Source organism: Pelotomaculum propionicicum (assembly GCF_004369225.1).
Taxonomy (GTDB): domain Bacteria; phylum Bacillota; class Desulfotomaculia; order Desulfotomaculales; family Pelotomaculaceae; genus Pelotomaculum_B; species Pelotomaculum_B propionicicum.
In genome coordinates, this window is record NZ_QFFZ01000005.1 from 53,818 (window position 1) to 67,327 (window position 13,510).

Below are 13,510 nucleotides of genomic sequence, written 5' to 3' on the forward strand. Positions count from 1 at the left end.
CAATCGGAGGTGGCCGCGTCTTGAGATTATGCCGTATATCTGGTGTGGAAATCCATCTTAATAATGCTTTTCTAGCCCTGCTGGGGCTGTTCCTGGTAGCGGGTGTTTTAATGAAGGGTGTTATAGCTTTTACGATCGTTTTGCTGCACGAGCTTGCCCACGTCGCTGCCGCCCGCCACTTTGACGTGCATGTGTCGGATATCGAGCTTTTGCCTTTTGGAGGCGTCAGCCGTATCGGCGGGGAAGTGGTGCTCAACCCGTCTAAAGAAGTGTTTGTGGCTGCTGCCGGACCTACCGCCAATCTTATGCTGGCCGGATTAGGGACGGCCCTGCAAAGATATGGCCTGTGGGACGCGGACCTCGGGCCTTTTTTTCTGCAGTGCAATCTTTTAGTCGCTTCATTTAACCTGCTGCCCGCGCTGCCCCTGGACGGCGGCAGGGTCTACCGGGCTTTTTTGGCGCGGCGGGTCGGCTTTAAACAGGCCACATATAAAGCGGCCTGGCTCGGTCAGTTCTGGGGTGTTTTAATTGTGCTGGGCGGGACCGCCGGGCTGGCGCTGGGCGTGTCCGGGCTGGATGTCCTGATCACCGGCTTGTTTCTCCTTTATGCCGCCACCCGTGAGAAGAGCCTGGCGCCGTTCCATTTCATCAGGCACCTGACCCAGAAAAAAGAAGAACTGGCCGCTGCGGGAGTCCTGCCAGGCGAACCCCTGGTGTCACTGGATACCGTCCGTCTAGGTGATGTGCTGCGTTCATTTTTACCGCAGCGTTTTCATGTTGTTCTGCTGCTGGACCGAAACTGGCAATACCGGGGCGTAGTCAGCGAGGCCCAAATAGTCGACGCTCTCCTCAATCAAGGCATGGATATCCCCATTGGCAGTTTAATTAAAAAAAAGTCGTAAGCCGTAAGCTGTAGGGCGTAGGTATTAAGTCGTTGGCCGTAAGTCGTTAGCCGTAGGTATATCCTGCATTCCTATTTAGTTGTGGGATATGGGCCGTGGGCCGTGAGATTTAATTATATCCTGCATTCCTTTGGTGTTTTAATTTGTAGGTTCGGATTTATCCGAACACTCCAGTGGGGACATTCCTTGTCAGTAAAAGGAATACCATCGGGGACATTCCTCGTCCTAAAAGGAATACCCAAAATAGAGGTGTGTCCCCATTCCTCTGACGGTGTGTCCCCTGACCTTAGCCGACTGAAGTCGCACCTACAATTTTCCCACTTCCCACTTCCCACTTCTCACGTCTCACGTCCAAAAAGGGCTAGCAACTCTGAGAAGAAGGAAATCGCAAGTTGAATGTAGAACATTCTGTAACAAAAACTTCATTTACATCTTCTCACTTAATCATCACAAAAATCAGCGACTTCCATCTTCTCAGGCAATCAAAAATTTTGCGCCACTTAGTATAATTAACAGACTTTACTCTTATTGATCAGGTATTGCTCTCACTGATCATGTAGTTGTATTTGGCGCAAAACTTTTGATTGCCTAGTCAGAACCGTCCCCCTGTTTGGTCCCCCTGTTTGATAGCTGCGTCTGTTATCTAGATAATGCAGGTTTGTTTGGCCTGTTGTATAATGAAAGATAAGGAATATCTTGCCGTTGTTTTTTGGTTATACTATAATACTAGGCATTTGTTGCGGGGAGAAAGAGATAGAAAATATGGATTTGCTGGATCAAATTTTGCCTTTGGTGAAAAAACCGGCCCGCTATGCGGGCGGCGAGTGGAATGCTGTGTGTAAAAATTGGGGCGAGGTTGATTTGAAAGTTGCCTTTGCCTTTCCCGATGTATATGAGGTGGGTATGTCTCACCTCGGGCTTCAGATTTTGTACGGGATTGTCAACAGCCGGCCGGATGCTTTGATGGAGAGAGTGTTTGCCCCGTGGCCGGATATGGCTGAAAAAATGCGGGAACATGAAATTCCCCTTTTCGCACTGGAATCAAAAAGGCCGCTCAGGGATTTTGACGTAGTGGCTTTCACTCTCCAGTACGAGCTGAGCTTTTCAAATATTCTTTACATGCTGGACCTCGCCGGGATCCCGCTGCTTTCTGCAAGCAGAAGCGAGGAATACCCGCTGGTCATAGCGGGAGGTCCCTGCGCTTTCAACCCGGAGCCAATAGCTGACTTTATTGACCTCTTTGTGATAGGTGAGGGGGAAGAGGTAATAAATGAGCTGTTGGACGCGGTTGCCGGGGGAAAGCGTGACAAGCTGTCCAGAAAAGAGCTCTTGCGCAAAGCAGTAGAGATCCAGGGAGTTTATGTCCCTTCCCTTTACCTGGTCCACTATGGGGAGGACGGCGCATTTTTAAGGGTCGAACCTGCTGACAGCAGTGTCCCGGCCAGAGTAAAGAAAAGGGTTGTTAAAGATTTCGACCAGGTTTCTTTTCCGACCAGCCCGGTGGTGCCGTCAACCGAGGTGGTGCACGACCGGATGATGATCGAGGTCCTGCGAGGCTGTACCCGCGGCTGCCGCTTCTGCCAGGCGGGCATGATCTATCGCCCGGTGCGGGAGAAAGAGCGCGGGACGGTCCTCCGCCAGGCCCGCGAACTGGTAAGAAACACCGGCTATGATGAGCTCTCCCTGGTGTCTTTGAGCACCAGCGATTACACGCCGGTGCAGGAGGTTGTAAAATCCCTGCTGGACGAGCATGCCGCCGGCGGGGTAAGTTTGTCCCTGCCGTCGCTGCGGGCGGACCAATTTTCTGTGGACCTTGCCAAGGAAGTACAGCGGGTGCGCCGCTCCAGCCTTACCTTCGCGCCTGAGGCCGGCACCCAGCGGCTGAGGGATGTTATTAACAAGGGAGTTACTGAGGAAGACCTGTTAGCGGCAGCCGGAGCTGCTTTTCGGGAAGGCTGGCTGGCAGTTAAGCTGTATTTCATGATCGGCCTGCCCACTGAAACGGATGAAGACCTGGACGGAATTAACCGGCTGGCCAGGGAGGTTTTGTCCCTGGGCCGGAAAGCGGGTGTGCCGCGCGGCCGCCTTAAGGTGACGGTCAGTGTCTCATCTTTCGTGCCCAAAGCCCATACAGCGTTTCAGTGGGAGCCGCAGGCGCCTTTCGAAGCCCTGAAAGAAAGGCAGGCATACTTGTCCGGGAAGGTGCGGGACAGGGGGTTGACGCTTAATTACCACGACGCCGGGGCAAGCTTTATTGAGGCGGTTTTCGCCAGGGGTGACCGGCGTCTGGGGCAGGTCCTCAGCAAAGCTTTTGAGCTCGGCTGCAAATTTGACGGCTGGACGGAGTATTTTAACCTTGAGAAATGGCTGGAGGCTTTCAAGTCGGCCGGCCTTGACCCGGCCTGGTACGCCTACCGCAGCTACGGCTATGATGATGCCCTGCCCTGGGACCATATTGATCCCGGGATTTCCAAACGTTATCTGGCCCGTGAGCACCAGCGGGCTATGGAGGGCATAACCACTGGTGACTGCCGCACCGGTGACTGCCCTGGCTGCGGCTTGTGCGGCGCGCTTGAAATTGAACCTGTTTTAGCCGGGAGTGAGCGGGATGTTTAGATATAGAATAATATACGCCAAGGTGGGGCCTGCCAGGTATATCTCCCACCTTGACCTGCTCAGGGTGTTTGACCGCTCGGCAAGGCGGGCCGGACTGCCGGTTGCCTACACCCAGGGGTTTAACCCTCATCCTAAAATGACTTTCGCGGCGCCGTTGTCTGTAGGCACAGCAGGGGAAGCCGAATATGCCGATATGGAACTTGCCAGGGATATAGATCCAGCTGTGGTGAAAAGCGCCCTGGCCGGGGCCATGCCGCAAGGACTGCGCTTAATCGAGGTCGACAGAACGCCGGAGGCTGCCGCCTCCCTGATGGCCTTGGTGGAGCGCGCCACCTACAGCGCCCGGGCTGAACTTGCCTCACCCCTGCGGGACGAGGTGCTGGCCAGGGCTATTGACTCATTTTTAGCCAGGCCGCAGATTATTATTGAGAGACAGGGCAAAGCCGGCGCAAAAAAAGAGTACGATATCAGGCCAGGTATTTTTGCCATGTCCGGCTGCGTGAATAATGATATAATAAAGATCAAAGCAGAATTAAAAACGGGGAGCAGTGGGAATGTCAGGTTCGAGGAACTGCTTGCCGCTTTTCTAAAAGAAAGCCGCCTGCCTCTGCGGGGAAGGTTATCGCTGACCAGAACCGGCCTTTTGTTCCGTGGAGCTGAGCAAGGCTAGAAAAGAAAATGGACCAAGGGTAATGTTTTAATGTTTATACAATGAGAGGAAAGATCTTTTATGCTGAAGGAAATTGTTGTTAATGTAGGTGAAGAAGAAACCAGGGTCGCTGTACTGGAAGATAAAATACTGGTAGAGATATATATAGAAAGGTCTATTAACCAGCGACTGGTAGGCAACATCTTCAAAGGGAAGGTTGAAAACGTGCTGCCCGGCATGCAGGCCGCCTTCGTAAACATTGGGTTGGAGAAGAACGCCTTTTTATATGTTGAGGATGCTTTGCCTTCAAATGCGCCGGAAGCGAGCGGGCCATCGGGCTACACGCTTGGCGCCAATATCTGTGATATTTTAAAACAGGGCCAGGATATAATGGTGCAGATAGTTAAGGAGCCCATCGGCACCAAAGGGCCGCGGGTTACTACCCACATAACCTTACCGGGCCGTTTCCTGGTGCTGATGCCTACCGTGGATTATATCGGTATCTCGCGCCGCATCGATTCTGAAAAGGAGAGAGAACGCCTGAAGGATTTGGCCAACAGGGTTAAACCTGAGGGTATGGGTGTAATTGTCCGTACAGTCGCGGAAGGCATTGAGGAAGAAGAACTGCGCCAGGACATCGCTTTGCTGACCAAGTTATGGCGCAAAATTTTAAGCAGAGCCGCCCATGGTACGGTACCCAACGTGGTGCACCGCGACCTGGAACTGGTGCAGCGTATTCTGCGGGATGTTTTTACCGAAGATGTCGACCGCCTGATTCTGGACTCACGCTATGAATATGAAAAAGTACTGGAGCTTGTTGATATTTCTGACCCCCGCCTGAAGCTGAAAGTATTCCTGGACGAGCGGGAGAATATCTTCACGGAATACGGCATCGAGCAGGAAATTGAAAAGGCGCTCAAACAGAAGGTGTGGTTGAAGTGCGGCGGCTACCTGGTCATAGACCAGTCTGAAGCTCTTACGGCCATTGATGTTAACACCGGCAAGTATGTGGGCACCACCAACCTGGAAGACACAGTACTTAAGACCAACCTTGAGGCAGCTTGTGAAATTGCGCGCCAGCTGCGCCTGCGTAAAATCGGCGGTATCGTCATTGTCGATTTTATTGATATGGCGCAGGAGGCACACCGCCATGAGGTGCTTCAGAAGCTGGAAGAAGAGATTAAAAAGGATAAAACAAAAACCAATATCCTGGGTATCACCCAGTTGGGCCTGGTTGAGATGACCCGGAAAAAGGTGCGGCCGAGCCTGTCCGAGGTGCTCCAGAAGCCATGCCCCTACTGCGAGGGCAAGGGAAAGGTGCTTTCTGAAGAGACCCTGGGTATCAGCTACAAAAATCAGATATACAATGTGGCCCGCCAGACTACCGCCCAGACCATCCTGGTGGAGGCCCACCCGGTGGTGGCCGCGCGGCTGATTGGCAGCGGCGGGGCAAGCCTGCGCGACCTGGAGAGCAAAACCGGCAAGAGCCTTTATATCCGTGGATCTACCAGCCACCATATCGAGTCAATCACAATCCGGCCGCTGCAGGATAACGAGGAAATCCACGCCAATACGCTTCCGGTGAAGCCGGGTGAGGTACTGGAGGTAAGGGTGGAGGAGCCTCATGTTACCAACTACCACGACGGTATTGCCAGGGTAAACGGGTTTATTCTGGATATTGAGGGAGCGGGAGCGCTGGTGGGGGAAACTATCCCGGTGGAAGTCAGCAAAGTTTACCGCACATACGCCAAAGCCCGGCCGGTAAGGATTTAGGACAAAAGAAGTCAGAAGACAGAATCCAGAATAAAAAATCAAAAAATCTAATTCTGATTCCTGACTACTGAATTCTGAATTCCTGAGGTCTACTTTGATTGTTCTTGACAAATTAGCCGTCTATGTTTAAAATACTGTATTGTAGGTGCTTGTGCACCTTTTTAGACACCGCGCGGGACTGGTTTATCAAGAGGGTTTGAATCCCAAACCCCACCTGTTTTCCGGCGAGTCCCAAATCTATGGGGGTGAGAACATGTATGCTGTTATTGAAACCGGCGGCAAACAATACCGTGTTCAGGTGGGCGACACTTTCAAAGTTGATAAGCTGCCCGCTGAAGCAGGTGAAACGGTAGAAGTGAACAAGGTCCTGGCTGTGTCCGATGGAGAGAGTTTGCGGGTAGGTACACCTCTGCTGGAAGGGGTAAAAGTAATCCTGAAAGTGCTAAAGCATGGCAAAGGCAAGAAGATTGTTATCTTCAAGTTTAAAGCCAAGAAGAATTACCGCCGCAAGCAAGGTCACAGGCAGCCATTTACCCAGGTTACAGTTGACGCAATTGAAGTTTAAACCAAAATTCTGATTAGAATAGAGAGGTGAATTACTTTGGCACACAAGAAAGGTGTAGGCAGTTCCCGTAACGGTCGTGACTCAAAACCCAAAATGCTTGGTGTGAAGAGGGCGGACGGCCAGTTTGTGTTGGCCGGCAGCATTCTGGTCAGGCAGCGCGGCACCAAGATCCACCCGGGCCGTAACGTCGGCATAGGCGGCGACGATACCTTGTTTGCTAAAATCGACGGGGTGGTCAAGTTTGAGAGGTACGGTCGTGATAAGAAAATGGTCAGTATAATTCCTAATCTGGCGGTTGTACTATAAAAAGAATAACATTAAGTAAGAAAGCGGTCTGACTTAGGCCGCTTTCTTATTGTTTAGGAAAGTATACTTTGACTTAAGAGAGAATATAGTCCACATTATGGTTAATATATGAGAATGAGATATTCGTCGAAAATCAAAGAAATACTCAAGTTAAAATGGTCCGAGTATGAGACAAAATGTTCAGTAGCTATCCGTGAATACGAAAGAGAAGCAGTCACTAAAGTTCTCAGATGTGGAGATCCTAAAAACGGATTTGCCAAATACTGATGCTTGGATTGCGGTAAGGAAAAGAAGATAGTGCCATTCACATGTAAAAGCAGATTTTGTCCCTCATGCGGCAAGGTCTATACAGATAAATGGGTTGAGAAGATGTTAAAAGAGATGGTCGATGTTCCACACCAGCTTGTTGTCATGAAATTGTCGAAGAACTGAGGCCATTCTTTTGCGAGTATCTTCTATAAAAATTAATGGAAAAATAAGGTGATAATTAGAGAGACTATAATACAAACAAATATGCCTAATACCCAATACAGGGGGTTCCGAATTTGTCTAAACCGAAAACAATAAATCGAAACGGATATTGATAATACTAAAACGATAAAAAAAAGTACTAAATTTGGTTCAGGATAAAAAAAAGTGTGTGAAGAATATCTCAAATTATCACCTACTTAAAAACTTTTAACTAAATATACCATTATATAGAGATATCTGCAAGATAAAAAATATTTATAAGTATAGAAGCTATATTCTATATGGTCGATTTTTCAGTATTTCATTAACCTCTTTTTAATCTACGAATAGCTCTTAATCTTTCAAGGTTTAAATAATAGAAGCTTGTTTTACAATAGTGCCGATGTCAAAATACCTACTATTTTTTTGTAGAAAAATAGTAGTATCTATCGGATTATGATGTAAAATTATGCATGATATAATAATTTTTACCATATATACTTATTATAAGGTTTTTTTATCTTGAAAAAAATTTTATTAAGACCTAATAAATAGCAGTAATTTCATAAATGCTTTGGGCTATTAAGATGTACCGGGAAATTGGAATGCTGTCAAATTGTGGAATAGAGGGCGTATGTAGGGAATAGAAACCCTGAAATTGCCCTCTAAGCCTTATTAGTATTAACTATTATCATGGGGGAGATGAAATCCAATGTGCTTTAAAAGTGGTTCATGACCAAACCAAGGAAGTCACATAACATCAACGTCACCTTGAATACTCACATAAGATATAATGACTTACCCTGCTACTTATTGTCCGTATATGGATGCTACATCATATTTGTGGAGGGACTCGGAAGGGGATCTCCTTGTAGCTAGTAGGTATGAATATGACTATAATTGTTATAATATATCGGCAGTAGGGGTATATGTCGCTGGAACTAGAGGTTATTATGTGACAACTGGTTTTCATTACATACAAGCTCCTTCTGGTTATACACCTCCATCCGCAATCGGTATAAGTAGTAGCGACACGATTTATGTTGACTGGTAATACACTAGAAAAAGAGCATATTGATATTTTTTAATTTATTTTGAAAGCCTGTGGAAAATAAATTTTTTCACAGGCTTTTTTATCTTCCAGGAAGATATTGTCAGTTTAAATTTAGGTGGATGTTTTGAGTTTTAAAGGGATAAAAGTCTGTTTTGTCGAATGTTTGGAAGCGACTGGCAAACGGGAGGTGATAGATTCAATGGATTTGGAAAAATTACTGGAGGTTATTCAGGTGCAGAGGCATGATTTTTTAAATCACATCCAGGTTATTTCCGGCTTTTTACAGTTGAATAAGTTTGAACAGGCACACGAGTACATAAAAGAAGTCAGCAGAGAGATGGCGGTGTTGAGTAAAACGTCCCGGATTAAAAATCCGGAAGTGACCGCCGCCCTTTTGACGGGTCTTAATGAAGCGTCAAAGTATCAAATAATGATAGATGTAGCGGTTGATTCCAGCCTGGCGGATTGCACGGTGCCGGGATCAGTGCTGGGCGTGGCCCTGGAGAATTGTTTTAACAGTTTTTTTGAAGTTATGTCGTCTCCCGATATAAAGGACAAAATAATTGAGGTTTTATTTGCACAAAGTGATAATAAATACACCTGCAGGTTTTTTAGCCAGTTTCCCCAGATATCAGATCAGTCCAGGTTTGAGCAAAGTCTTGCTCAGGCCGGGGAACTGCTGGCCCGGTTTGGCGGCCAGGCCAAAGTGACGTTTAAAGACGGAGGTGTGGAAATATTTTTTATCCTGCCGAGCCGGGAAACAAAAATTGGTTAAACTATTCTTAAGAAGAATACAGAAGTCAGGAGCCAGAATAGAATTAAGATTTTTATTCTGCCTTCTAAATAAAATGGCAGGTGATCCTTATTTTTTTTGATAAAGCTAAGATTTTTGTCAAAGGCGGTGACGGCGGCAACGGCTGTATTGCCATGCGCAGGGAGAAGTACGTCCCGGAGGGCGGCCCCTGGGGGGGGGACGGCGGCCGGGGCGGCAATGTTGTCTTTCGGGCTGACGAAGGCCTGCGCACGCTGGTTGACTTTCGCTATAAACGCCATTATAAGGCGGAGCGCGGCCGGCACGGTGAAGGCAAAAATATGCACGGCGCCTCGGGTGAAGACCTGGTTGTACGACTGCCCGCTGGCACTCTGATCAGGGACGCCGATACAGGAGAACTGTTGGCCGACCTGGTAGCACACGACCAGGAGGCGGTAGTGGCGCGGGGAGGGCGCGGCGGCAGGGGCAACGCCCATTTCGCTACTGCCAATCGCAAGGCTCCCAAGCTGGCTGAGAAGGGGGCGCCGGGTGAGGAGCGCTGGCTTGAACTGGAGCTCAAACTCCTGGCCGACGTTGGCCTGATCGGCTTTCCCAACGCGGGCAAATCAACTTTAATTTCCAAGGTATCAGCGGCCAAGCCGAAGATTGCCAACTACCACTTCACTACCATTACACCGAACCTCGGCGTGGTAAGGGTTGAGGAAGGACGGAGTTTTGTCATGGCGGATATACCAGGGCTGATCGAGGGAGCCCATGCCGGCGCCGGCCTGGGCCACGAGTTTTTGCGCCACGTGGAGCGGACCCGCCTGCTGGTCCATGTCCTTGACGTCTCAGGGAGTGAGGGCAGGGACCCGGTAGAAGATTTTCTTGCTACCAACCGGGAATTGATTTTATATAACCCGGTTATTGGCGCCAAGCCCCAGGTAATAGTGGCCAACAAAATTGATTTGCCTGGCGCGGCTGAGAACCTGCGGCGTGTTAAGGAAGCTTACGGGGAAGAGTACGAGGTCTTTCCTGTTTCGGCAGTTACCGGCAGCGGTCTAGAGCCCCTGGTTTATAGGGTGGCCGCGCTCCTGGCCGGCCTGCCCCCTGAAACACCGGTCCTGCTGGAGGATGCCGGCCCGGTGGTGCACCAGGCCGAGCCGCGTTTTACCGTATTCCGGCAGGAAGGGATCTTTTATGTTAAAGGTAAAGAGATAGAGCGCCATGTGGCTATGACCGACATGGATAATGAAGAAGCGGTAGAGCGGTTGCAGTGGATTATAAAGCGCATGGGGATTGAAGATGATTTAAAGGCTGCGGGCATAAAAGAAGGGGATACGGTTAAAATCGGGAATTTTGAGTTTGAATATGCGGAATAGCACGCAAATCATCGACCTCCCGGCAGTGTATGTCGGTTTACTGTCGCTTAAGTGATATCACAGGCACAGTTCTGCTTTGATCTAGAATATTCAGGTATGATATACTTTTCCCAGGTCATATTTTTAAGGTGTTGATATATGAGCGAAAAAAGAAAATTTAATTCCATCAAAAGGATCGTGGTGAAAGTCGGTACCAGTTCAGTTGCCCATCCCACAGGTAAACTCAACCTTTTTCAGATTGAAAGCCTGGTCAGGCAGTTGGCCGACTTGCATAATCAAGGCCAGGAGGTGCTCCTTGTTACTTCCGGCGCCATTGGCACCGGCGTCGGCCGGCTGGGCCTCACGGCACGGCCGAAGACCATCCCGGGCAAACAGGCTGCTGCCGCGGTCGGCCAGGGTATTTTGATGCACATTTATGAGAAGTTTTTTTCTGAGTACGGGGTTACCTCGGGCCAGGTCCTGCTTACCAGGGAGGACTTTTCCGACCGACGCCGTTTCCTGAACGCAAGAAACGCGCTGCACGCCATGCTTCAGTATGGGGTAATACCGGTGATTAACGAAAACGACACCGTGGCGGTTGATGAGATCAAACTTGGTGAAAATGATACACTCTCTGCCCTGGTGGCAAGCCTCGTGGACGCTGAACTGCTGATTTTACTGTCTGATATTGAAGGGCTGTATACAGCGGACCCGCGTAAAGACCCCGGGGCCCGGTTGATCCCGGAAGTCAAAGAAATAGACAACGAAATAGAAGCGCTTGCCGGCGGTGCAGGCAGCAAGATGGGCACAGGAGGCATGACCACAAAAATTCAGGCGGCCAAGATTGCCGCGCACTCCGGAGTGTACACGGTCCTGGCCCACTCGGGCGAAAAAGATATCATCCGGCGGATTGCAGCCGGAGAGCAGGTCGGTACGGTTTTCTGGCCTTTAGCCAATAAACTGGAAAACAAAAAGCAGTGGATTGCATACAGCTCGGCTGTATGCGGAAAAATATTAGTTGACGAAGGCGCTGCCACGGCTCTGGCCAGACAGGGCAAAAGCCTGCTGCCTTCCGGCATCACGGGACTGGAGGGTGCGTTTGAAATGGGCAATACGGTAATTATCACCGGGCCGGACGGTAAGGAAATCGGCAGAGGTATAACCAATTATTCCTCAGCCGAGATAAACCTGATTAAAGGAGCGCAGACCAGGGATATTGCCCGCGTCCTGGGCTATAAAGACTATGATGAGGTAGTGCACCGGAACAACCTCGTACTTGACCTTTAGCTAACCGTTTATTCTGGAGTCTGACTCCTGAATTCTGTATTCTATAGTTCCTGGTTTTACCTTGCTTTTATTTTAGACAAACAGTACAATTTTTCTATGAATAACGAAACTAGAAAAGAACACCGCCTGGGTGTTATGGGGGGGACCTTTGACCCGATTCACTACGGGCACCTGGTCGCCGCCGAAGGAGCCAGACACTCGCTCAGCCTGGAAAGGGTTATTTTTATACCCGCGGGCAGCCCTCCTCATAAGCCGGGCTATTTTATTTCAGAACCGAGGGACCGCTACACCATGACCTGTCTGGCCGTGGCCTCCAATTCTTTTTTCGAGGCCTCGACGCTGGAGGTGGACAGGCCTGGCCCTTCTTATACTATTGACACAATCCACGCTTTAAAACAGCTTTACCCGGAGCATCAAATTTATTTCATCACCGGCGCCGACGCATTGCTGGAAATTTTGACCTGGAAAGCCTTTGAAGAACTGCTGACAATTTGCCGTTTTGTGGCCGCTACCCGTCCAGGCTACCGTTTGTCCGAGCTGCAAAGCAAACTGAACCAACTGCCAGGTAATTTGAAACAAAATATTTTATGTATGGAAGTACCGGCCCTTGCTATTTCTTCCACCGACATCAGACAGAGGGTGCGGGAGGGCAGGCCAATAAAGTACCTCCTGCCGGAATCTGTTGAAGAATATGTTCTAAAAAAACATCTTTACAGGACATGAAATCTGGAAAATCTTTGCCTGGTTAAGATTGCATTAGGAAATTTCCTTCTGTAAATAATAGATTAAATCAAAGTATCTTGGAGAAAGAGGTGATTGGTGAATGGCGCGTACCTTGTATGTTGGAAATCTCCCGTGGGCTACCAAGGCCGAGGATTTAGCCGACGCTTTTTCAGCGCACGGTGAAGTATTAAGCAGCCGCGTTATAACTGATCGTGAGACCGGTCGTTCCCGGGGTTTTGGCTTTGTAGAAGTCCGGGATGAAGATGCGGATACCATGATCGCCGCGATGAACGGTACCGAACTGAACGGAAGGGTTATAACAGTAAACGAGGCTAAGGCGAGAGAAGATAGGGCAAGCGGCGAAATATCATAATAGAAGCTTACCAAAAATCTAAAACTTGACGCAGGTGTAAAAAAGTTTGAGCAATAAACAGCCGGTGATGGAATAATATTCAATAATAACCCGTGTAGAATAGACCTATGCGGGTTATTTTATTACACATAAAAAGGACACCGAAAGACTGTTGGCGAATAATTCTATTAGAAGGGAAAATATTTTCTGCCGGCTGGGTTTTTTACAAACCCACAGCCGTTGGAGCGGAGGGAAGGAAAATAGACAAGAATGTTGAAAGTTGCAGGCAGCGTTTAGATAAGGATAATTTTGCCCGTCACCTGGGCATTAACCTTCTGGAGATCAAGCCTGGTTACGCGCGCGCCAGTATGCGGGTTACTTCAGAGTTGCTTAACGGCGCCGCGCTGACGCACGGCAGTGCTGTTTTTGCCCTGGCGGATATTGTTTTTGCCGCGGCCAGCAACTCACACGGCTCCCTGGCGCTGGCTCTGAATGTAAGCATCAATTTTCTAAAGGCTACTTCAGAGGGCTCTTTGCTGACCGCTGAGGCGCGTGAAGAAAACCTGACCAGAAAGACGGGACTGTACCGTCTTGAGGTAAGAGAGGAAAGCGGTGACCTAGTGGCCCTGGCGGACGGGATAGCCTACCGCGTGGGGAATAAATAAGGAGATACCCGCTTAGAAGGAACTTTACCTTAAAAGAAGAATATAAACCTAATTAC

The 13,510-nt window shown here is 49.1% G+C and carries 13 protein-coding genes; all 13 read left to right on the forward strand.

The features are described from left to right. Nucleotides 1-20: 20 nt before the first annotated feature. The 13 genes from Pmgp_RS03635 to Pmgp_RS03695 all read left to right on the forward strand — a co-directional run bounded on the left by Pmgp_RS03635 (nt 21) and on the right by Pmgp_RS03695 (nt 13,454). Nucleotides 21-902, forward strand: a complete 882-nt coding sequence (locus tag Pmgp_RS03635; protein WP_134212612.1) for a M50 family metallopeptidase — start codon at nt 21-23, stop codon at nt 900-902. Nucleotides 903-1,664: 762 nt separating this feature from the next. Beyond that, nucleotides 1,665-3,518 carry a TIGR03960 family B12-binding radical SAM protein gene (locus tag Pmgp_RS03640; RefSeq protein ID WP_134212613.1) on the forward strand — a complete coding sequence of 618 codons (1,854 nt, stop codon included), beginning with the start codon at nt 1,665-1,667 and terminating at the stop codon, nt 3,516-3,518. Next, the gene (locus Pmgp_RS03645; protein ID WP_134212614.1) at nt 3,511-4,188 is read left to right on the forward strand and encodes a TIGR03936 family radical SAM-associated protein; all 678 of its coding nucleotides are present in this window, start codon (nt 3,511-3,513) and stop codon (nt 4,186-4,188) included. The genes Pmgp_RS03640 and Pmgp_RS03645 overlap by 8 nt, the downstream gene beginning before the upstream one ends. 60 nt (nt 4,189-4,248) lie before the next feature. After that, nucleotides 4,249-5,940 carry an Rne/Rng family ribonuclease gene (locus tag Pmgp_RS03650; RefSeq protein WP_134212615.1) on the forward strand — a complete coding sequence of 564 codons (1,692 nt, stop codon included), beginning with the start codon at nt 4,249-4,251 and terminating at the stop codon, nt 5,938-5,940. Nucleotides 5,941-6,193: 253 nt separating this feature from the next. Beyond that, on the forward strand, nt 6,194-6,505 hold the full coding sequence (rplU, locus tag Pmgp_RS03655) for a 50S ribosomal protein L21 (RefSeq protein WP_134212616.1): 312 nt from the start codon (nt 6,194-6,196) through the stop codon (nt 6,503-6,505). Between the two features lie 36 nt (nt 6,506-6,541). Beyond that, entirely contained in the window at nt 6,542-6,811 is a 270-nt protein-coding gene (rpmA, locus tag Pmgp_RS03660; protein ID WP_134212617.1) for a 50S ribosomal protein L27, read from the forward strand. 297 nt (nt 6,812-7,108) lie between these two features. After that, the gene (locus Pmgp_RS20775; protein ID WP_427910009.1) at nt 7,109-7,243 is read left to right on the forward strand and encodes a transposase zinc-binding domain-containing protein; all 135 of its coding nucleotides are present in this window, start codon (nt 7,109-7,111) and stop codon (nt 7,241-7,243) included. A 1,271-nt stretch (nt 7,244-8,514) separates the two neighbouring features. After that, nucleotides 8,515-9,090 carry a sensor histidine kinase gene (locus tag Pmgp_RS03670; protein ID WP_134212619.1) on the forward strand — a complete coding sequence of 192 codons (576 nt, stop codon included), beginning with the start codon at nt 8,515-8,517 and terminating at the stop codon, nt 9,088-9,090. Between the two features lie 89 nt (nt 9,091-9,179). Further along, on the forward strand, nt 9,180-10,448 hold the full coding sequence (obgE, locus tag Pmgp_RS03675) for a GTPase ObgE (protein WP_134212689.1): 1,269 nt from the start codon (nt 9,180-9,182) through the stop codon (nt 10,446-10,448). Between the two features lie 138 nt (nt 10,449-10,586). Continuing rightward, nucleotides 10,587-11,714 (forward strand): glutamate 5-kinase, encoded by a 1,128-nt coding sequence (gene proB, locus Pmgp_RS03680; RefSeq protein WP_134212620.1) that lies wholly within the window; start codon nt 10,587-10,589, stop codon nt 11,712-11,714. A 96-nt stretch (nt 11,715-11,810) separates the two neighbouring features. Next, nucleotides 11,811-12,437, forward strand: a complete 627-nt coding sequence (nadD, locus tag Pmgp_RS03685) for a nicotinate-nucleotide adenylyltransferase (RefSeq protein ID WP_134212621.1) — start codon at nt 11,811-11,813, stop codon at nt 12,435-12,437. 100 nt (nt 12,438-12,537) lie between these two features. Continuing rightward, entirely contained in the window at nt 12,538-12,810 is a 273-nt protein-coding gene (locus tag Pmgp_RS03690) for an RNA recognition motif domain-containing protein (protein ID WP_134212622.1), read from the forward strand. A 107-nt stretch (nt 12,811-12,917) separates the two neighbouring features. Beyond that, on the forward strand, nt 12,918-13,454 hold the full coding sequence (locus Pmgp_RS03695) for a PaaI family thioesterase (RefSeq protein ID WP_134212623.1): 537 nt from the start codon (nt 12,918-12,920) through the stop codon (nt 13,452-13,454). The last annotated feature ends 56 nt before the right edge of the window (nt 13,455-13,510 follow it).